The sequence below is a fragment of the Acinetobacter sp. 742879 genome, assembly GCF_000588535.1.
In the GTDB taxonomy this organism is placed as follows: domain Bacteria; phylum Pseudomonadota; class Gammaproteobacteria; order Pseudomonadales; family Moraxellaceae; genus Acinetobacter; species Acinetobacter pittii.
In genome coordinates, this window is sequence record NZ_JFYC01000002.1 from 309,177 (window position 1) to 330,206 (window position 21,030).

At 40.2% G+C, this 21,030-nt stretch carries 17 protein-coding genes; 9 read left to right on the forward strand and 8 right to left on the reverse strand.

Features of this window, described 5'->3' with window-relative positions; all coding sequences use genetic code 11:
• Positions 1-41: 41 nt before the first annotated feature.
• Both J690_RS09260 and lnt read left to right on the forward strand, forming a co-directional pair.
• The gene (locus J690_RS09260) at positions 42-881 is read left to right on the forward strand and encodes an HlyC/CorC family transporter (protein ID WP_002114976.1); all 840 of its coding nucleotides are present in this window, start codon (positions 42-44) and stop codon (positions 879-881) included.
• Entirely contained in the window at positions 878-2,437 is a 1,560-nt protein-coding gene (lnt, locus tag J690_RS09265; RefSeq protein WP_032035415.1) for an apolipoprotein N-acyltransferase, read from the forward strand. The genes J690_RS09260 and lnt overlap by 4 nt, the downstream gene beginning before the upstream one ends.
• Position 2,438: 1 nt before the next feature.
• On the opposite strand, the gene J690_RS09270 is transcribed toward lnt, so the two are convergent.
• The 4 genes from J690_RS09270 to gspF all read right to left on the reverse strand — a co-directional run bounded on the left by J690_RS09270 (position 2,439) and on the right by gspF (position 5,314).
• On the reverse strand, positions 2,439-2,777 hold the full coding sequence (locus J690_RS09270) for a tRNA-binding protein (RefSeq protein ID WP_032035416.1): 339 nt from the start codon (positions 2,775-2,777) through the stop codon (positions 2,439-2,441).
• A gap of 145 nt (positions 2,778-2,922) precedes the next feature.
• Complete coding sequence (locus J690_RS09275; protein WP_032035417.1) at positions 2,923-3,267, reverse strand: hypothetical protein; 345 nt, start codon at positions 3,265-3,267, stop codon at positions 2,923-2,925.
• 266 nt (positions 3,268-3,533) lie between these two features.
• Positions 3,534-4,088, reverse strand: a complete 555-nt coding sequence (gspG, locus tag J690_RS09280; protein ID WP_080612969.1) for a type II secretion system major pseudopilin GspG — start codon at positions 4,086-4,088, stop codon at positions 3,534-3,536.
• 20 nt (positions 4,089-4,108) lie between these two features.
• Positions 4,109-5,314, reverse strand: a complete 1,206-nt coding sequence (gspF, locus tag J690_RS09285) for a type II secretion system inner membrane protein GspF (RefSeq protein WP_032035418.1) — start codon at positions 5,312-5,314, stop codon at positions 4,109-4,111.
• A gap of 149 nt (positions 5,315-5,463) precedes the next feature.
• Here gspF and J690_RS09290 point away from each other — a divergent pair, with 149 nt between their 5' ends.
• The 6 genes from J690_RS09290 to J690_RS09315 all read left to right on the forward strand — a co-directional run bounded on the left by J690_RS09290 (position 5,464) and on the right by J690_RS09315 (position 12,845).
• Positions 5,464-7,692, forward strand: coding sequence for a primosomal protein N' (locus tag J690_RS09290; protein ID WP_032035419.1), 2,229 nt, complete (start codon positions 5,464-5,466; stop codon positions 7,690-7,692).
• A 76-nt stretch (positions 7,693-7,768) separates the two neighbouring features.
• Positions 7,769-9,613 carry a monovalent cation:proton antiporter-2 (CPA2) family protein gene (locus J690_RS09295; RefSeq protein ID WP_032035420.1) on the forward strand — a complete coding sequence of 615 codons (1,845 nt, stop codon included), beginning with the start codon at positions 7,769-7,771 and terminating at the stop codon, positions 9,611-9,613.
• 163 nt (positions 9,614-9,776) lie between these two features.
• Positions 9,777-10,652 carry an Hsp33 family molecular chaperone HslO gene (gene hslO, locus J690_RS09300; protein WP_017481969.1) on the forward strand — a complete coding sequence of 292 codons (876 nt, stop codon included), beginning with the start codon at positions 9,777-9,779 and terminating at the stop codon, positions 10,650-10,652.
• A gap of 137 nt (positions 10,653-10,789) precedes the next feature.
• The gene (locus J690_RS09305) at positions 10,790-11,401 is read left to right on the forward strand and encodes a LysE family translocator (RefSeq protein ID WP_032035421.1); all 612 of its coding nucleotides are present in this window, start codon (positions 10,790-10,792) and stop codon (positions 11,399-11,401) included.
• Positions 11,402-11,547: 146 nt separating this feature from the next.
• Complete coding sequence (locus J690_RS09310; protein ID WP_032035422.1) at positions 11,548-12,504, forward strand: DnaJ C-terminal domain-containing protein; 957 nt, start codon at positions 11,548-11,550, stop codon at positions 12,502-12,504.
• 11 nt (positions 12,505-12,515) lie between these two features.
• Positions 12,516-12,845, forward strand: a complete 330-nt coding sequence (locus tag J690_RS09315; RefSeq protein WP_016142348.1) for a chaperone modulator CbpM — start codon at positions 12,516-12,518, stop codon at positions 12,843-12,845.
• A 271-nt stretch (positions 12,846-13,116) separates the two neighbouring features.
• Here J690_RS09315 and J690_RS09320 read toward each other — a convergent pair whose 3' ends face one another.
• The 3 genes from J690_RS09320 to rpsO form a co-directional block, all read right to left on the reverse strand.
• A complete protein-coding gene (locus J690_RS09320; RefSeq protein WP_032035423.1) occupies positions 13,117-14,328 on the reverse strand; it encodes a magnesium transporter CorA family protein in 1,212 nt (403 codons plus the stop codon).
• Positions 14,329-14,413: 85 nt separating this feature from the next.
• Positions 14,414-16,501, reverse strand: coding sequence for a polyribonucleotide nucleotidyltransferase (pnp, locus tag J690_RS09325; protein ID WP_170814194.1), 2,088 nt, complete (start codon positions 16,499-16,501; stop codon positions 14,414-14,416).
• Positions 16,502-16,758: 257 nt separating this feature from the next.
• Positions 16,759-17,028: a 30S ribosomal protein S15 gene (gene rpsO, locus J690_RS09330; RefSeq protein WP_002114951.1), complete on the reverse strand. Its 270-nt coding sequence runs from the start codon at positions 17,026-17,028 to the stop codon at positions 16,759-16,761.
• A 210-nt stretch (positions 17,029-17,238) separates the two neighbouring features.
• Here rpsO and J690_RS09335 point away from each other — a divergent pair, with 210 nt between their 5' ends.
• Positions 17,239-18,537, forward strand: a complete 1,299-nt coding sequence (locus J690_RS09335; RefSeq protein ID WP_032035424.1) for an EstA family serine hydrolase — start codon at positions 17,239-17,241, stop codon at positions 18,535-18,537.
• Positions 18,538-19,238: 701 nt separating this feature from the next.
• Here the strand turns inward: J690_RS09335 and recD are convergent.
• Positions 19,239-20,990: an exodeoxyribonuclease V subunit alpha gene (gene recD / locus J690_RS09340; RefSeq protein WP_032035425.1), complete on the reverse strand. Its 1,752-nt coding sequence runs from the start codon at positions 20,988-20,990 to the stop codon at positions 19,239-19,241.
• Positions 20,991-21,030 lie beyond the last annotated feature (40 nt).

The window sequence follows — 21,030 nt, forward strand, 5'->3', positions numbered from 1 at the left end:
TCTGTGTATTCATTTGATACATTGAGTCTTTAGGAAAGATCATGCAAGAGGAACCAAGTCCGTCGTGGGGAATGCGAGGCTTACGAAAATGGTTAGGTACAGCGCCAGAAACCCGTGATGAATTATTAAAATTAGTCCAAAATTCACGCCGCTTTTTAGAACCAGATACTGTTGCTATGCTTGAAGGCGTTCTTGACCTTCCAGCTACAAAAATTCGTGAAGTCATGACGCCACGAACAGCAATGATCAGTTTACAAGAAGATGATCAATTACTAGATATTCTTGATGTACTGGTTGAGTCTGCTCACTCACGCTTTCCAGTCTTCTCTGCCGATCAGCCAGACAATGTTGTCGGGATTTTGCTCGCAAAAGATTTGTTGCCGTTTCTAACTGAACCGAATACCAAAGTCGATATTCGAGTTCTTATGCGCCAACCGTTATTTGTTCCTGAAAGTGCACGTTCCGATCAAGTACTACGCATGTTAAAACATACTCAGACTCACATTGCGATTGTGATTGATGAATATGGTTCAACAGCCGGTCTTGTTACGCTTGAAGATATTCTTGAAGAGATCGTTGGCGAAATTGAAGATGAGCACGACACGGTCGATGAAGATGCTCAGTACATTGTTCCTGACAATGACCATACGGTAGCAAATGCGTGGATGGTGCAAGCACTTACACCAATCGAACATTTCAATACTGTTTTAGATGCTGATTTTTCTGACGATGAAGTAGAAACTGTCGGCGGTTTATTGCTTCAAGAGATTGGTCTAGTAAGTGATTTACAAGGTCAAACTGTTGAGCTTGGAAATTGGTTATTTACAATTGTTGAAGCAGATGCCCGCACTATTCATCTGATTCGAGCTGTACGTCAATGAGAGCATACTTTGAAAAGCTGTTAGATTCTTCGCAACAACAAAAACAGCTTCCTTTAATTTTTCCTTTACTCATTGCTTTATTTTCAGGTGCCGTGTTCAGTTTTTCACTGGCACCTTATTATTGGTGGTGGTTGGCAATTTTATCTCCAGCCCTACTCTATGCATCACTACATAAACGCTCAGCAAAACAAGCATTTGCTATTGGCTGGAGCTATGGCTTCGGCTTATGGTTTGTAGGCGCTTTTTGGCTCTACACTTCCATCCATGTATATGGCGACACCAATGCTTTTCTAAGCGTGGGTATGATTGCTGTTATGGCCCTGCTTATGGGCTTATTTACCGCACTTCAGACTTGGGTTTACCGACGTTTCTTCCCTGAAACACCCCTGACTTTTGCGCCGCTCTGGATTGTTTTCGAGTGGGCAAAAACTTGGGTATTTACAGGTTTCCCATGGCTGTTTGTGGGTTACGCTTTTACTGAACGTTTACTTGATGGTTACGCACCTCTATTCGGTATTTACGCGATTTCCTTTGTTGTCATTGTATTAGCATGTGCTTTAGTTGAAGTTCTGCGTAAGCGTATTTTCTGGATTATCCCTGCTGCCCTATTGGTTTTGGGTGCATGGGGAGCATCATATATTCAGTTTGTACAACCTAAAGCGGCTAAACCGCTTAGCGTTTCGCTCATTCAAGGTAACATTCCACAAGATTTAAAATGGCTAACCGAATATCAAGTTAGAACATTAGAAATTTATGCTGGTTTGACACAATCTGAATGGGGCCGTGACCTGATTGTATGGCCTGAGTCTTCAATTCCGCTCTTCCAAACCGACATTGAACCGTTTTTGGATGCAATGGATGCACAAGCGAAAAAGAATCATACAGCTTGGGTAACCGGAATTCCCTACTGGGATGTTGCGAAATCACATCAAGTTGGTAGCCCACTGTATTACAACAGTATTATGGCCTCTGGTAGTGATTCAAGTGGACTCTATAAAAAGCAGCGTCTTGTTCCATTTGGTGAATACATCCCTCTTTCAGGTTTACTCTCTTGGGTGTTACCAGCCATGCAAAATGATATCAGCATGAGCGGTTTTACACGTGGTGAGAGTGACCAGAAGCCCCTCTTAATTAAAGGGCATGCACTTGCTGCTGCAATTTGTTATGAAGTGGCTTACCCGAACCTGACAAGACGTAATGCAGAAGACAGCGACTTTTTGGTGACTGTATCGAATGATGCTTGGTTTACGGGCACTGCTGGGCCTTGGCAACATTTACAAATGGTGCAGATGCGTGCGAAAGAAAATGGCCGCTGGTTTATTCGTGCAACCAACACAGGTGTAACAGCGTTTATTGATCAAAATGGTCATATCACTGAACAAGCACCAATCGATAAAGAGTTTGTCTTGAGAGGCGATTTACCTGCTATGCAAGGCCAAACTCTTTATAACCGTTTAGGTGATTATCCAATTTTAGGATTCGCGGTCTTACTGCTGATTTTAGGTTGGGTTTATCGTCCGCGTAAAGTTGACGTTTCTTTTAAATCTCGTCGCTAAATCATAATAACTTTGTACCCAGAGGAACTTCAAACTCTGGGATACAAAGTGCGACATCACCATCTGCGTTATGAAACCCTGTCACCAAACATTCCGACTGAATAGGCCCTATTTGTTTTTTAGGGAAATTCACTACAGCAACGACTAATTTACCCACCAAATCTTGTGGTTGATAGAGCTTGGTAATTTGTGCACTTGATTTACGTACACCTAATTCCTCACCAAAATCCACATGCAAAATATAAGCAGGTTTACGCGCTTTTTCAAAAACATCGGCTTGAATAATTTTACCAACGCGAAGCTCTACTTTTAAAAAATCATTCCACTCGATTTGTTCCATTTCATATTTCCCATATTCTTAAATTACTGATTTGAAGCATATAATATGTACAAATGAAGAAACACCCTGTTTTTAAGTCCAGTTAAAAAATAAAACGTAGATGTTTAGTCTACGTTTTATCTAAAAATTTGTTTTTAAAATATTATTAAAAAGCGATTGATAATTGCAAAGATAAATAAGCAACTAAACTCGATAAAAAGACCATAGGTACATAACGGTAAGCTTTAAAAAGAAATTGCTCATATTGAGTAGATAATTGTTTAGCTTTCCAGACACTCGCTTTTAATGCTGTAAAGAAGCTCACCATTAACCATGCGCTCACAATACTTAATGCGAAGAAACCAATCATAATTTGGCTACTTCCCTCTGTACTCAGCCATAACTTTAATGAAACTTCAGCAATCGGCAACAAACCCAAAATCAATAGGACAGACTTGAGCATTACCCAATGAAACTGCGTCATTTCATCTAATATGAGAAATGCTTTCATTTAATCTCTCCTTTTAATTGAATAAAGTGCTTTTTAATTATTATGCAAAGGTTTTATTTAAATATATAGCTTATTTTTCTCTACATTTTAACTTTCTTGTAACTATTAAATATGGGAATAATTCTTATTATAAATCTCAAACATCCATATTAACTTTAGTTTATATTTTTCAGTTAGTTATTATATTTTACTGATTGAGAGAGATTATCAATTCGTATTTATCATTTTATCTTTTAACTGAATTGATAATCTCCATTACATTTTAATTAAGGTTGATAATAAATATCTGCATCATTACCTTCACCGCCTTCTTTGCCATCTGCTCCAAATGAGTATAAGTCAAAAGCTCGACCATCTGCCCCAGGAATGACATATTGAATATCGTTTTTCCAACTATCTTTAGGATAACCACCTTTTACATAGCCACCTGGCATCCAGTTCTTCGCTGTAGCTGGCTGATTAACCAAAGCATCTAGCCCACCTTCTTGCATGGTTGGGAAATGGCCATTATCAAGCTTGTACTGATCTAAAGCACCCGCCACACCCTTTAATGCAATTTGAGTCGTATCAATTTTGGCTTTTTCACTACGCCCCATGACATTTGGTACGATTAAAGCTGCTAACACACCTAAAATTACAATCACGACCATGACTTCAATGAGAGTAAAGCCTGAGTGAGGATTAACAAAGCGAAGCTTTGTCCGAACGCAAGATGGAGAGCTATGCTCGGAATGGCACGATTGTGCAAGTCCGAAAGCTACGCTTGAGGTTTTTTGAGCATCCTTAACGTGCTCTTTTTGTTTCATGACCATCTTCATCATTATCTCTAATATCAAAGTTATTAAATCATATTGTTCATATTTACGATTGGCAGCATAACCGCAATTACAATAACCAGTACAATGCTTGCCATTAAAACCAGCATAAGCGGTTCAAGTAATGCCAGTAAGGTTGAAATAAATGTCGTCACCTCACGGTCTTGCATAGTCGATGCTCGTTCTAACATCCTGTCGAGCTCGCCTGATGCTTCTCCACTTCGAATCATTTGTACCATCATTGGTGGGAAATAACCACTGCGCTCCAGTTGCGTACCTAAGTTACCCCCCTCTGTCACTCGCTCAGCCGCATGAGCAATTGAGTCGCGGATAACCCAGTTGTTGGTCACTGCTGCACCAATTTTTAAGGCATCCACCAAAGGCACACCTGAACGGGTCAAAATAGATAAGGTACTAGCAAATCGTGCAGCATTAATACCACGTGATAGTTTACCGAATAATGGCAATTTGAGTGTTAATCGATCAAAAGCATAATGTCCAGCAGTGGTTTTTAAAAACCGTACGAATGCAACAACACCCACCACTGCAAAAAGAATAATAAACACCCACGCGTGGCGAATAAAATCACTGGCTTTCATTAAAGCGACTGTAATCCACGGTAAAGCATCTTTATTTTGATCAAAAGTTTTTACAATCTCTGGCACAACATAAGTCATTAAACCCATCACAATACCAAACGACATCAGCATTAAAATGATTGGATAAATCATTGCGCCCTGAACTTTCTTTTGCATGGCAAAGCGGTTTTCGGTGTAATCCGAAAGCTGATCTAAAATGAGATCTAAATGCCCCGAGCGCTCGCCAGCAGCCACCGTTGCAATATAAAGGTCAGGGAAACGTCCAGACTGCTGCATACCTTGTGCAAGTGAATGCCCTTCTAAGACTCGAGAACGAACAGATAATAAAAGATTTTGTACATGTGTTTTTTCACTTTGCCTACTCACGGCGCGTAAAGCTTCTTCAAGTGGAATAGCAGCGGCAACCAAGACCGAAAGTTGTCTAGTCATGAGTGCCAAATCGTAAGCACTGAACTTTTTTTGGAATAACCCCTGACTCTGATGTTTATCTTTTTGTTCAACAGGGTCAACGCTAATTGGTGTCCATGCTTTATCGCGTAATTGTTGGCGAATCTGGCGCGCTGAGTCTCCCTCAAGCACCCCTTTTTGCTGCTTCCCTGAAGCATCAATGGCAGTAAATTGATATGCAGGCATGGTAATGTTCTAATTTTCCAAAAATAATAGTCGCTGCTGTTGCATCTATGCTACGCAATCATTCATATTCGTTCTATAGCCTGTGTAGAATACCCAAGTCCTCTTCACGACGCTATGCCGTTTTTTTAAAATTGACGAAATGAGCCTCTATGACCATAACGCCAAAGCCTGATTCAGTTGTTTATCGTGTGCGTGTAGCCGTACCTGTACATCTGTACGACACTTTTGACTATACACTCACCCAAGCACAATATGAACGGGCTCACGTAGGCTCACGCATCGCTATTTCATTTGGACGCCAAAATCTGATTGGCATCATTACTGAAAAAGTTGATCCAAGTGAATCATTTACAGGCACCTTTCAGCTTAAAGCCATTTCTGACCTTTTAGACGAACAACCTATTTTAGATGAACAAGTTTTAAGTTTATTGACATGGTCAGCTCAGTATTACCAATTTCCAATTGGTGAGGTCATGCAAACCGCCCTACCTGCGTTATTGCGTCAGGGCAAACCGATGGATGTTTTGTTCCATCTTTGGAAAATCACACCATGTGATAATGTTGAAGCACTTCTTAAACGCTCTGTTAAGCAACAAGACGCGTATCAAATTTTAAAGTTACACCCTGCCGGAACTACAGAGAATATTCTTAATTTAAGTGGTGTAGAAACGGCTACGCTTAAAGCACTTCAAAAGAAAGGACTGGTTGACTGTACGCTTGAACCGCACGACTTTAGCCCATCGCCTGTTGAATTGGCACAAATGCCGCTCACGCTAAATGAAGACCAAAAGAAAGCAACCCAGCACGTCGTAAACGCACAGCATCAATACCAAGCATTTTTATTAGATGGTTTAACAGGAAGTGGTAAAACTGAAGTTTATCTGCACATCATGCACGAGGTTCTAAAGCAAGGTAAACAAGTACTGGTGTTAGTCCCAGAAATTGGTCTAACCCCTCAAACGATTTCTCGTTTTAAGTCTCGTTTTAACTGTGATATTGCTCTATTGCACTCAGGCTTAAATGACTCTAAACGCTTACAAGCATGGCAACAGGCCCAGACTGGCAAAGCATCTATTATTTTAGGAACCCGCTCAGCCATTTATACGCCACTGCCACGTTTGGGCCTCATCATCTTAGATGAAGAACATGATCTGTCTTATAAGCAACAAGAAGGCTTCCGCTACCATGCGCGTGATGTCGCTCTTTATCGAGGTCACTTACAAAGCTGCCCTGTTATTTTAGGTTCAGCAACTCCAAGCATAGATAGTTATTATTTAGTCGAAACTGGCAAATTAACTGCACTGCAACTCAACAAACGTGCTGGACATGCACTTTTGCCTAAAATGCATTTGATTGACCTTAAAATTGTCAAAAAACAGCATGGAATTAGCCAGCCCCTTATTGAACAAATCAAACATACATTAGCTAGAAAAGAACAGGTTTTAATCTTTTTAAACCGTCGTGGCTATGCACCTGTACTGGTTTGTGAAAGCTGTGGGTGGCAAGCAAATTGTCCACATTGTGATGCGCATTTTACGTTGCACACTCAGCCTTATTCTTATTTACACTGCCACCACTGCGGTACTGTTCATCGCTTGCCCGATCACTGCCCTGAATGCCAGCAAAAAAGCCTAAAAACCTTAGGTGCTGGAACGGCTAAGGTTGAAGAGCACTTACAAGAACTATTTCCAGACTATGATGTGATTCGGGTTGACCGTGACAGTACCAGTCGTGTCGGTAGCTGGCAAAAAATTTATGACCGTATTCACCAAAACAAACCAACAATTTTGCTTGGCACTCAAATGCTGGCAAAAGGTCATCATTTCCCACACGTGACTTTGGTTGCCATTTTAGATATTGATGCGGGGTTACTTAGTGTCGACATCCGCGCGCCAGAACGTACTGCGCAGTTAATTGTACAAGTCGCTGGACGTGCAGGTCGTGGTGAACACAAAGGCCATGTTTATTTACAGACCTTAAGACCAGATCACCCTTTACTAACCACGCTCATCGAAAAAGATTATCGGGCGGTTGCCAAACAAACTCTTGCGGAACGTAAAGTCGCATTGCTGCCACCTTATCGTTATGCAGTACTGATACGTGCAGAGTCCAAAGATCGTGACTATACCTTACATTTTTTAAATGAAGCGGCGGAACAATTACGCCAAATTGCAGGTGAAATTGTTGATATTTGGGGTCCGATTCCAGCACCGATGGAACGTAAAGCTGGGCGCTACCGCGCCCACATGGTGATTTTATCTGCTGACCGTGCTCGCCTACATTTTTACTTAAGACAATGGTGGTCACAATTGGTTCATGCACCACGGCAGCATCAACTTCGGCTATCAATTGATGTTGATCCGCAAGAATTTAATTAGATGATTTGAATATCATGGTGTGAAGAAGCCTTTTTGGCTTTACACTTAAAAGAGACTAATACATTCGAGGCAATGAATGTCATTCTTACTGCAAGCAACAATTTTTCTTGGAGCTTCTCTGATTTTAGTCCCTCTTGGCAAGCGCCTAGGGATAGCAACAGTTTTAGGTTATTTATTTACAGGAATACTTCTGGGCCCTAGTGTTTTAAATATTGCACATGACCCTGAAGCGATTATGGAACTTGCCGAATTTGGCGTTATCTTATTAATGTTCCTGATTGGTTTAGAGTTACGCCCCCAACGTTTATGGGAAATGCGTGACTCTATTTTTGTAATGGGAAGTCTGCAAGTCCTCATTAGTGGGGCTGTTCTTATGTTGATCGTACTATTACTCTTTCAACAGCAGCTTTCTGTCAGCTTTGTCATTGGTTTTGCCCTTGCGCTGTCTTCTACAGCTTTTGTATTACAACTTCTGACCGAAAAGCAGCAACTCAATACGACTTATGGTCAGCAGTCTTTTTCCATTTTACTTTTCCAAGATATAGCAGCTATTCCTTTACTTGCCATTATTCCATTATTGGCAGGAACAGAATCGACCCATCATGGGGGAGCTTATTTTGCGGCTATCATTGCAACGTTTACTGGTCTATTTCTGTTTAGTCGTTATGTAATGCGTCCATTCTTCCGCTTTGTTGCCAAAAGTGGGGCGACTGAACTCATTACAGCAGTAGGATTATTTATTATTCTTGCTGTTGTCTTGCTTATGGATACTTTAGGAATTAGCACAACATTAGGTGCTTTCCTCACAGGCGTATTATTAGCAGATTCAGAATTTCGTCACGAGGTTGAAGCGAGTATTGCACCGTTTAAAGGTCTACTGCTTGGCTTATTCTTTATGACCGTCGGCATGACCACACAGCTATCACTACTGATTGATATGCCTTTGCTTATTATTGGTGGTGCAGTCGGCTTATTGCTCATCAAAACGCTGATATTGACCGCCATCGCCCGCTATAAAAAATACAGTTGGAATAACAGCTTGCTTTTAGGTACTTGCTTGGCCCAAGGCGGAGAATTTGCTTTTGTGATTTTGAGCCTTGCAAAAAGTGAAAAGGTTTTAACTCAAGCTATATTAGAACCAGTGACCCTGATCGTAACATTGTCGATGGTACTTACTCCAGTAATTTACTGGATTATGGCAACTCAGGTTATTCCTTTGTTTAATAAAGAACGTCCACCTGAGTATGATGAAATTCCACAGCAGGATAATCCGATTATCATTGCCGGCTTTGGTCGATTTGGACAAATCATCGCGCGTATTGCCCGCCTACAGCATTTAGGCTTTACTGCAATCGACAACAATCTTTATCAAGTGGACTTTGTTCGTCGCTACGGCGGCAAGCTCTATTATGGCGATGTAACCCAGCCCGATTTACTGCGTTCTGCCGGTATTGAAAAAGCTAAAGTATTTATTTTAGCGATTGATGATGTTGAAGACTCTATGAATGTCGCGCGTCATCTTAGATTAAATTATCCAAACTTAAAGCTGTTGGCTCGTGCTCGTGACCGCCACCATGTCCATCTTTTAAGAGATTTAGGTGTTGAATATATTTGGCGTGAAACGTACTTATCTTCATTAGGTATGGCTTATCGTGCTTTACGAGAACTCGGAATCTCTGATAAACAAGCCTATAACAATATCGAAATCTTTCGGGATTATGATGAGAAATTGCTCATACAGCAGCAAAGTATTTATACTGATGAACAGAAGATTTTTGAAACACATCGTAATGCCTTAGCCGAGCTTGAACATTTGTTTGAAAGTGATGCGCAGCAACAGGCTACATCAAAACATGATGTTAATTTAAAGCGTCATTTACAACCAAATCGCATCGACATTACAAGAGATCATCTAGAATAACTTGAGATTTCAGAAAATGGCTATATTAAGGACTTATTCACATTGCCTAAATAATTGGACAATGGGCACAAAGCTGCCCCTGTCCGGCTTGCGGCTTAGCTGCATTTCCTGAGCTTGATTAAAACGAAATAGTTATACTCTGCTTAGGGCCCTGGAGAATATTATGTCTGATTTACGCCAACGCTTTTATATAGAGAACTTTCCAGTACGTGGAGAAGTAGTTCATCTAGAAGAAGCCCTACAAACTATCTTAGCTCAACGTGACTATATGCCTGCGGTTAAAATTCTGCTAGGTGAAATGTTGAGTGCGACTGCATTACTTGCAAGTACACTAAAAATCAAAGGCCGTATCAGCTTGCAAATCCAGGCTAGCGGCACCTTCAAATGGGCGATGGCTGAATGTAACCATTTAGGAGAGGTTCGTGCTTTAGCGGACTATGAAACCGACCCCCGCTTTGTTGAAGCAACAGACAGCAGCACAGTTCTTGGCGCTTTAGTTAATCCGGTTTTATTTATTAACATTGAACCGGAATTTGGCGAACGTTATCAAGGGATCGTGCCGCTTGATCAAGTGACTTTAGCGGGTTGCTTAATGCAATATTATGATTTATCTGCACAAATTCCAACTCGTATTGTGTTGGCAAGTACAGATAAGCGTTCTGGTGGTTTATTGATTCAACTCTTACCACGTCATGATGAAGAAGAGCAAAACTTGGTTGATGAAGATTTATGGCCACGTTTAACGATGTTGACTGAAACATTAAAAGCTGAAGAGCTTACCAATTTAGATGCAAATGAAATCTTATATCGTTTATATAACGAAGAAGAAGTTCGTTTACCAGAAATTGAAGCATTAAAATTTGGCTGTACATGTTCAAAAGAACGCTGTGCAAATGCCCTGATTCAAATTGGTGTAGACGCTGTTCATGAAACCCTAGAACATCAGAACCCGATTCGTATGGACTGTCAGTTCTGTAATACGCAATATACCTTTACCGCTGAAGAGGCTTTAGCGTTATTTGGTGAACATTTAAGTTAATCTTTTAACTTTATAAAAAGGCGGTTATACCGCCTTTTTATTTACCTGTATTTTTTGATGATAATTTTCAACATGTTAATTTAAATAGGATAATATAAGGCTACTTTATAGCCTAATAAATAAGATGCCTAAATACCATGAATTATTTTGATTATTTTCTCTTTATTTTTAGTGTAGTTATCATGATTGCGACCCCTGGCCCTGTCATGATTTTAGTTGCAAGCGCTGGACTTAAAGGGGGCTATAAAAAAGCACTACAAACCATTTTTGGTACAAACCTAGCATCCCTTGTTTTAATTTTTATATCAGTACTGGTTTTAAAAGGAGTACTGAGTGTTAATGATAGTTACCTCAATATCATTCGTATTTTAGGCTGCCTATATATTGGTTATTTGGGTTTTAGTATTCTCAAAGAAGTGATTCAGGCACCCCACCCAGAAGCCATACAAACAGTTTCAGCACAAAATGGTGGCTTTAAAAAGGGTTTTCTTGTCGGTATTTCAAACCCAAAAGATATTATCTTTTTCTCGGCTTTCTTTCCGCAATTTGTCTCTATTACCCCTCAGTTAAATTTAAGTTTAATCCTACTTACGCTGACATGGATTGTTTTAGATTTCCTCACACTATCTTTGGTTTATATCTTTTTCCGCCGCCTTGCTAACAGTCATTTATATCCCAAAATATTAGGCCTATGCGGTTTATTACTTCTACTTATTGCCCTGTATGGCTTATATCAAAGTTTCATCTAATTCATTAGAGGTATAGTCTAATTTTTCTATACCTCTTTAGGTTCCTCTGCATTTCGTAATAGAACAACTCTTATACAATCTAGCTTATTGAAAACTCTAAAAATCGTTTCATAATGAAATAAACAACACCATCGTGATAAAACATTATGGCAAAAAATTATTATGAAGAATTAGGGGTTACACGCAAAGCCTCTGCTGATGAAATTAAAAAAGCTTATCGAAAATTAGCCCGTAAATATCATCCCGACATCAGCAAAGAAAAAGATGCAGAAGAAAAAATGCAGGCCATTAATGTTGCCTACGACACATTAAGCAATGCAGATAAAAAAGCCGAATATGACCAAATGTTAGATCACCCTCAAGGTTTTAATAACTTTGGTCAAGGTGCTGCACAAGGTGGTTTTGATGGAGCACAGTTTTATCGTCAAGGTTTTACAGGCGGTGAACAAGCAGACTTTAGCGGTTTTGAAGATTTATTTGGTCGCTTTGGTGCAGGCTTTGGCGGTGGGCAACAACAATATCAAAGACAACAACGTAGTTATCGCGGTGAAGATCAACATGCCAGCATAGAGATTGATCTTGATATTGCCTATCATGGTTCAACCCAGCAAATTACTCTGCAAATTCCAACCATGAATGCTTATGGTGAGCCTGAAGTTCAACGCAAAACCTTACAGGTAAAAATACCAAAAGGCATGAAAGAAGGTCAGCAAATCCGCTTAACTGGGCAAGGCCAAAGTGGGATTAATGGTGGTGCTAACGGCGATCTTTATATTGAAATCCAGTATAAAGATACAGACCGTGTTCATGTCGAAGGCAGTGACGTATATCTGACTGTAGATGTAGCTCCATGGGAAGCAGCATTAGGCCAAGGTATTGAAGTAAAAACACCAGCAGGGCCTTTAAATGTTAATTTACCTAAAAATGCAAAACAAGGACAACAGCTACGTTTAAAAGACAAAGGGATACCAAATAAAACGCCAGGCCATCTCTATTTAATTTTAAATATTGTATTCCCGCCTGCAAATTCTGAAAAAGAAAAAGAAGCGTATCAGCAACTGGCAGAAGCATTTGCTTCATTCGAACCTCGTTCATCTCATTAGGGAGCAAGATCATGACAACCATTCACTATCGAGAAATTGTATATGACGGCCATACCTTTAGTGCAGAGGTCGTTGATGAACAATCGACATTTGATTTACAACAATTTGCCCAAGCTTGCGGCCAAAGTCCTGACTGGATTCTTCAGCTCATTGAATATGATATTTTATCAGTCGAGAACAAACCTGAAGCACACCAGTTTATGGGCGAAGATGTCGCACGCGCACGTAAAGCGTATCGTTTACAACGTGACTTTGACGCAAGTTTGGCGGCAGTTGCTGTGATGTTAGATTTGATTGATGAAGTGCAACAACTTAGAAAACAGTTGAAGCATTTTCATTAGATTAGATACTCACGACGGAGTCCTACTGGCACTCCCTATCTATTTCATCAGCTAATTACGTTACTTTTGTTTTGGCATGAGTAGCGAAGCTACGCAAGGCCAAAACCAGAGATATTGAAGTGCGTACTAAGATCAAATTTATATTTGAACACAAGCTACGCACTTCGTTTGTCTTGCGCTCGAAGCAAACGATGTTTGCTTTTTCTCGCTCAGGTTGTGGATGACGCTTAGCTCAAGCAAATTTGGGAAAAATTCAATAAAGATTGAAGAATTATTTCAACCGAGTAATCTTTTCCACTTCCTTCAAAGTCTGTTTAATCGGTTCATATTCCAAAAACCAGAACAAATTCATGCGATCTTGGCGATGTTGTTGAGCCAATAAATCAATCACACTTTTTTCACCTCGCCCGACCAAGTGTTGTCGATAAAAATAGTACAGCAATAAAACAGTACTGAGCAGCATGACACCCAGCATAATCCAGAAACCTACTGGTGACTTAAGCCCTGGAATAAACTCAAAGTTCATTCCATAAATACCCGTTAAAAGCGTAAGCGGTGCAAATACGGCAGTAATAATGGCAAGAATACGCATATTTTCATTGGTCTGGTTTGCAATTGCCGAGAAATGCAAATCAATCGCTGATTGAATAGCGCTACGTAAACGTAAAGTATGTTTTTGAATACGTTCGACATGACTCATTAAATCATTCAAACGAACTAACAAAAGATCTTGAGAACTATGCGTCTTCTCACCAATAACATGATGATAGTTTTCTACAATTTCATCTCGAAACTCTTGTAAGGTTTCGATTTGCTCTTCGCATAAATTTTCAACCTGCTGAAAGGCCATGTTTTCATGAAACAGTTGATGCCACTGTTTAAAACGACGATTACCTTGCAACAATTGTTGTTGCCAATGCTCAACCCTTCTAGTTAAAGGTGAACGGATATCAAGGTAGCCATCTACCATGCTATTCAGCAGACGTAAACATAAATCTACAGGCGAATTAGGCAGCTTACGGGTTTTGTTTTGTTCTTCCAAAGTTTTACATAAAATATTTTCGAGACGTTGAATATAGTTTTCAATCGACTTATTGCCCTGCTCACGAACACTAATCAGAACTTTAGGAGTAAAAATAAAGCTAATCGGCGTGGTTGCTAGGCCAAATACACTCTCATGGGATTCCCCATTTTTAATTTCATCATCAGGTGTAACGAGTTTTCTGAAAATAAGCAAATCATATTCTTCAAGCGTATCAAATGCACAAGGATGCTCAATATTCGCAATATCCCGCATATGAAATTCATTAATAAGCACGCCTGAAAGCTGTTGAATCTTTTGTTGCCATTCTTCGTTATGGTTCACCACATCAGCTCTGACACTATCAATCCAGAAAAACTCTAGAATGTGTTCATTATGCTGTTCACGGCTTAAAAAGACATAGCCGTCAGCTTGATGGCGATAAAAGTAATAAACCTGCATACCACAATGATCTGTTTTTGTATTACTTGCATCATGCCATAAAAAAAGTCCGCATCAAGCGGACTTTTTCATGTCACCAGAACAATTATGCTTGTTCAATGTCTTTCATAGTCAATTTAATACGACCACGATTATCAACATCAGCAACTTGTACTTTCACTTCCTGACCTTCTTTAAGAACATCAGTTACGTTCGCAATACGTTCATTTGAAATTTGCGAAATGTGAAGAAGACCATCAGTACCCGGCATGATATTTACAAACGCACCGAATTCTACGATACGAATTACTTTACCGTCATAGATCTTACCTGGTTCAACTTCAGCAGTAATTGCTTGAATCTTAGCAATTGCAGCTTTAGCAGCAGCTTTAGTTTCACCAAATACGCGAACAGTACCGTTGTCTTCGATATCAATTGCAGCTTTAGTTTCTTCAGTAATTTGACGGATAGTTGCGCCGCCTTTACCAATAACATCACGGATCTTGTCTGGGTTAATGTTAATCACTTCGAACGTCGGTGCATGAGCACTGATCTCAGCACGAGCACGTGAAATAACTTTGTTCATTTCGTTTAGGATGTGCATACGACCAGCAAATGCTTGGTTTAATGCAACTTCCATGATTTCTTCGGTAATACCTTCAATCTTGATGTCCATTTGAAGCGCAGTAATACCGTTTGCAGAACCTGCTACTTTAAAGTCCATATCACCTAAGTGATCTTCATCACCCAAGATGTCAGAAAGTACTGCGAAACGCTCGCCTTCTTTCACTAAGCCCATTGCGATACCCGCAACTGGAGCTTTAAGCGGTACACCTGCATCCATAAGTGATAATGAAGCACCACATACAGAAGCCATTGAAGATGAACCGTTAGATTCAGTAATGTCAGATACAATACGAATTACATACGGGAAGCGGTCAGCAGCAGGAAGAACTGCTTGAACACCACGACGTGCTAAACGACCGTGACCAATTTCACGACGCTTAGGACCAGATTCACGGCCTGTTTCACCTACAGAGTATGCAGGGAAGTTATAGTGCAACATGAAGTTGTCAGTTTTAGTACCAGCAAGGGTATCAACCATTAACGCATCACGAGTATTACCCAAAGTTGTTGTTACCAACGCCTGAGTTTCACCACGTGTAAACAATGCAGAACCGTGTGCACGATCTAATACGCCAACTTGAACGTCGATAGCACGAACAGTTTTAGTATCACGACCATCGATACGTGGCTTACCTGACAAGATGTTGTCACGTACTGTACGGTATTTAAGGTCTTCGAATAATTCGTTTACTTCATCAGCAATACCAGTTTCGTCATTTTCTGGAACGAACTGAGCTACAGCTTCTGCATAAAGTGCATCAAGTGCTGCATAACGATCTTGTTTAACCGCAATTGTATATGCTTCAGAGATTTTCGCTTCGAAAGCTGCTTTTAATTGCTCAAGAAGAGCTTCGTTTTTAGTTGGAGCAACCCAAGTTGACTCAACAGCACCAGCAGCGGCAGCAAATTCTTTAATCGCTTGAATTGCGATTTGCATTTCGTCATGACCGAAAAGAACAGCACCAAGCATTTGGTCTTCTGAAAGTTCTTTCGCTTCAGATTCAACCATCAATACAGCAGATTCTGTACCTGCAACCACAAGGTCAAGGTCACTTTCTTTCAACTGTTCGAAGTTCGGGTTAAGAACATATTCACCGTTGATTAAACCAACACGTGCGCCACCAATTGGACCACGGAAAGGAGTACCAGCAATAGACAATGCTGCTGATGTACCAAGCATTGCTGCAATGTCAGCATCCATAGTTTTGTCAGAAGAAACAACAGTTGCTGTTACTTGGATTTCGTTGAAGTAACCTTCTGGGAACAACGGACGAATTGGACGGTCAATAAGACGTGAAATTAAAGTTTCAGCTTCAGAAGCACGACCTTCACGCTTACCGTAACCACCAGGGATACGACCAGCTGCATATTGTTTTTCTTGATAGTTAACTGTTAACGGGAAGAAGTCTTGACCCGCTTTTGCTTTAGGTTGAGCAACAACTGCAACTAAAACAGTTACGCCACCCATAGTGATTAAAACTGTGTTTGCTTGACGTGCAACGCGACCCGTTTCTAAAACGACTTGATGTTGACCGAATTGGAATTCTTTACGAACGATATTAAACATTGACATGTATTGTATTTTCCTAATTTTATTCTAGTGAGACCCCTAAGGTTTGGCATTCAGACTACACCGATTGGTAGATAAATGACAAAGCTTAGAAGCCATCACACTAGATCAATTATTTAAAATAAGTTAAACGCAAAGAAGGAGCGCACAAGCGCCCCTTCTAAAAATCACTTAACCTAACATTAAGTGAAACTCTCTTTTCAGCGATAAAGCATTGCGACATGCGAAATAGCGAAAACAAAGTAAAAATCGAATTAACGACGTAAACCTAAAGCACCGATCAAAGCAGTGTAACGACCGTGGTCTTTACCATTTAAGTAGTCAAGCAATTTACGACGTTGGTTAACCATACGGATCAAACCACGACGGCTGTGGTGGTCGTGTTTGTGAGCTTTGAAGTGACCTTGTAAATCATTGATTTGAGCAGTCAATAAAGCTACTTGTACTTCTGGTGAACCAGTGTCATTTTCAGCGCGAGCAAATTTAGCAATGATCTCTGCGCGGTCTGCATTAGTTAAAGCCATTCGATTTCTCCGAGATGCTTAAAAAAGTAAACGATATGAATCAGTTGAGGCAACTGACTGCCGTGCATCACTACAGCAAGTCGCCTATTTTAAGGTATCTATAGGTGGATTGCAAAATAGTTTTCAGTAACTTGTCATTTTAGACACTGACATGAAGACCTTAACCCTGCACACTAGCCTCGAATAAAAAGAAAGAAGCGCGAGGGACGTGTGAAAATTTTTTCAACCAACACTTGTCCAGTACCGGACAATATTGAGCAAGTCATTCGACAAAAAGATGAAGTTGCTGCTGAACAGGGTGGAATGAGTGATCACCAGATTCAAAAAATCTGGAAAAGTATAGAAGCACTATATAAAACCGGAAACTATCCACTCATTACCTTTTGTTTACGCAGACAAGGTAAAATTTTGCTGAATCGAAGCATTGGATATGCCCAAGGAAACTCTCCGGCAGGACTTCAAAAAAATGCCCTGATTGCAACACCTAACACACCTGTTTGCCTATTTTCAGCATCAAAGATGATTACAGCCATGTTGATTCATCTATTAGATGAAAAAGGTGAAATCAATTTGCTTGATCCCGTGAGCTATTATGTTCCTGAATATGGGGTAAATGGTAAGCGCCGTGCAACGATCTTTCATTTATTAGCACATCGTGGCGGCATTCCTTATATTGATGGCGATGTCACACCAGATTTATTATTTAATAAAGACGAAATTTTAAAACGTTTATATGCTGCCCGACCTGTGTCTCCTGCTGGCAATCACCTTGCCTATCATGCGGTTACGGCAGGGTATATTTTAGGAGAAGTCATTGAACGGGTGACTGGGCAGGATTTACGTGAATTTGTTCATCAAACTATCGAAAAACCAATGGGGATGCCTTATTTCAATTATGGCTTAAAACCAGAATACCGTTCAGAAGTCGCCTTAAACTGTGCAACAGGTCTGCACCCACGCCTTGGTACCGATCACTATCTGAATCATGTATTAGGTGGCGGTTTACAACTTGCAGTTGATGTAACTAACAATAGTCGTTTTATGGACACCATTTGCCCAGCTGGAAACATCTATACCAGTGCAGAACAAGCTGGCCGCTTCTTTGAAATGCTTTTAAGTGGTGGAAGCTATGGCGGTCAGCAAATCTTTAGTGAGAAAACAATTTTCAGAGCAACACTGCCAACCACAGGCGTTAACATTGACCGTACTTTGTTAATTCCAATGCGCTATGCTTTAGGACCAATGTTAGGTAGCAATCCTGTAGGTCTTTTTGGCCCAATGACAGGACAAGCATTTGGTCATTTAGGATTCTCTAACATTTTATGTTGGGCCGACCCTGAAAGAGATATCAGTATTTCCTTATTAACAACTGGTAAATCTGTAGTGGGTACTCACCTACCTGCTTTAGCTAAAGTGCTCTATCAAATCTCAACCCAATGTCCACGTATACCGAGAGATCAACGCCGTTCGTTATTTGGTAGTGATTCTCATGAAACTGACTTAGTGTAGAAACAAATAAAAAACCCAAGCATTTCTGCTTGGGTTTTTTGCGCTGTAGTTTTTGTTTATCGTGTTATTACTGTTTTTATTGTCGTTGGTGAGATGCTAGTCACATCCTTCTTGTTGTTTTAACTCACTTCCGATGTTTTCGTTTCTATTTCCTTATGTGATGTATTGTGACATATCCAATTATGAAGAAAAGTAGTATTTTTCTTATCATCATGTAAGTGAAAACGTACAGGTCTGTATAATATTTGGTAAATAGCCATTTTTAACCTTTAACGTACAGTTCTGTATAACATATAACTTAACAATTCACAGGAAAAATGCCTGTTTTGAAATCATATTATAGATAAATATATTGATATTATTGATTTAAATCTTTAGACAAAAACAAAGTGGAGATAGCGCTAAAAACGAAATGTTGTAATGCTTTTTTAAACATAGTGAAAAGTAGAATATAAAAAAGCCCTGTAGTCTCTCCCAAAACTACAAGGCTTAGCGGCTGTAAGTTTCCTCTTTATACACCTACTTCATTGTAAGTTCGCAGTCTCTCGACTTAAGTTATTATTATTGTGCGATTTTGCCCGACATTCCGTGCCAAGCTCGTTGTGCGTTTATAATCTCAAAAACACGGGGTGTACTCTAGCAGCAAATATCTCGAATCTATGTAAGCTTTTTCTTACAAGGGTAAAAATATTAAGTTTGTCTTAACGAACTAACCGATTAACTTTTTTAACTAAACCGCTTTTTCGTGTAGTACGAACTGTAAATGCTTGTAATAAAGCCTCTTGATGCACTAAAAGACTGACTACTTTCTTAGCTCGTGTAATCGCAGTGTAAATAAGTTCTTGGCTTAATAAGTTCTTGGCAGCCTGATCTAAAACGACAGCAGTATGGGTAAATTCAGACCCTTGCGATTTATGAATCGTTAAAGCGAATGCACTTTGAATACTTTTAGGTAATCGATTTGCAGCGACCCATTTATTCAAACTTGGAAAATATACCTCAAACTGCTGTGGCTGAGTTCTGTGCTCAAAGCACAAACCAATATCGCCATTTGAAATACCGAGCTGATAATCGTTATAAGTCATCATTACAGGACGACCGACATACCATCCCCCTGCTGTCACTATTGAAAGTTGCTGCTGCAACCAACGCTGCGCATATTGGTTTAACTGCTGCAATCCAAACGGACCATGACGAATCGCGGTTAGAATCCGGTAGTCATCAAATGCTTTTACTACGTTTTGGACCTGTTCAATCGAGCGTTCTTCTTTTAAATAATTTTTTAGGCTTTTTACATATCCTTGGAAACCTAGCATGAGCTTCTGATAGTAAATTTCGACTTCTGCGTGATTCCCTTCTGGCAAATACTCAAGCTGAACCACATCGGGCATATCAACTTCTAAAGGAATTGAACGTAATTCTGAAACCTGAACAATGTCGATTTCAAACTGTTGCAAAACCTGCTCATGATTAATCTGACTGGTTTGCATTTGAATAAAACGTGCCACCTGCCCAATCAATGCCCCTTCAGCAAAACGGCGACTGGTTTGTAATTGTACTCTGTTGTCGGCGAGTGCCTGTATTTGTTGCAAGTCAGCAAGAACCGCTCCGACGTCGACGGAAGCGAGCTGATTTGCATCTCCTAATAAAATAATTCGACAAGACTCTGGCACCGCCTCAAATAGAAGAGTAGCTAGATTTAAATCCAGCATGGAAGCCTCATCCACAACAATCACGTCATAAGGCAAAGGCTGTTTTTGATTAAACCGTGGTGTTTGGCTATGTCCCATTCCCAACAAACGGTGAATTGTTTGTGTTCCCTGATTCCTTAGTTCTTCACTAATTAATCCAGACTCAAGCAATTTAGGGTCATTAAACGAGTTCTGTAAGGCTTCTTGCATGCGCTGTGCCGCTTTACCTGTTGGAGCAGCCATCGCCACACGAATATGCGGAATTGCTTGGCTCAGTACAGCAATAATACGTGCAAGCGTATAGGTCTTACCCGTACCTGGCCCACCCGTAATGATACTCAGGCTCTGCCGAGCAACCATTTGTAAAGCCGCCTGTTGATGCGGGTCTGTGAGTAAGTCTAAGTGGTCATCAAAAGATACAGGTTGAATTAATTGTTGTTTTAATCGACAAATTTGTTCTGCAAGTCGTTGCTCTAGGTGCCAATATCGGTATAATGCCAACCCCTGCTCATCGTAGACGCATGGGGCAACATTTGAGGTTGCTTGATCGGCAGATATAGCAAGCTGATCAAGTGCTGCAATTTGCTCAGAACTGACATCGATACAGCTATCGCCTTGTAAGCTCGCTTCAATAAGCTGCTGTAAGTAACAAGTGGCTTCTGACACTTGCGATTGCTCAGTAAATGGAGCCTGATTTAAGAAGTTACTCCACGTTGTTAACCAGCTTAAATCGGCCTGTTCAGAGCTATTTAGATTGTCCACACACTTATCCACCTAGTTTTCCACACGCTTGTCCACATGG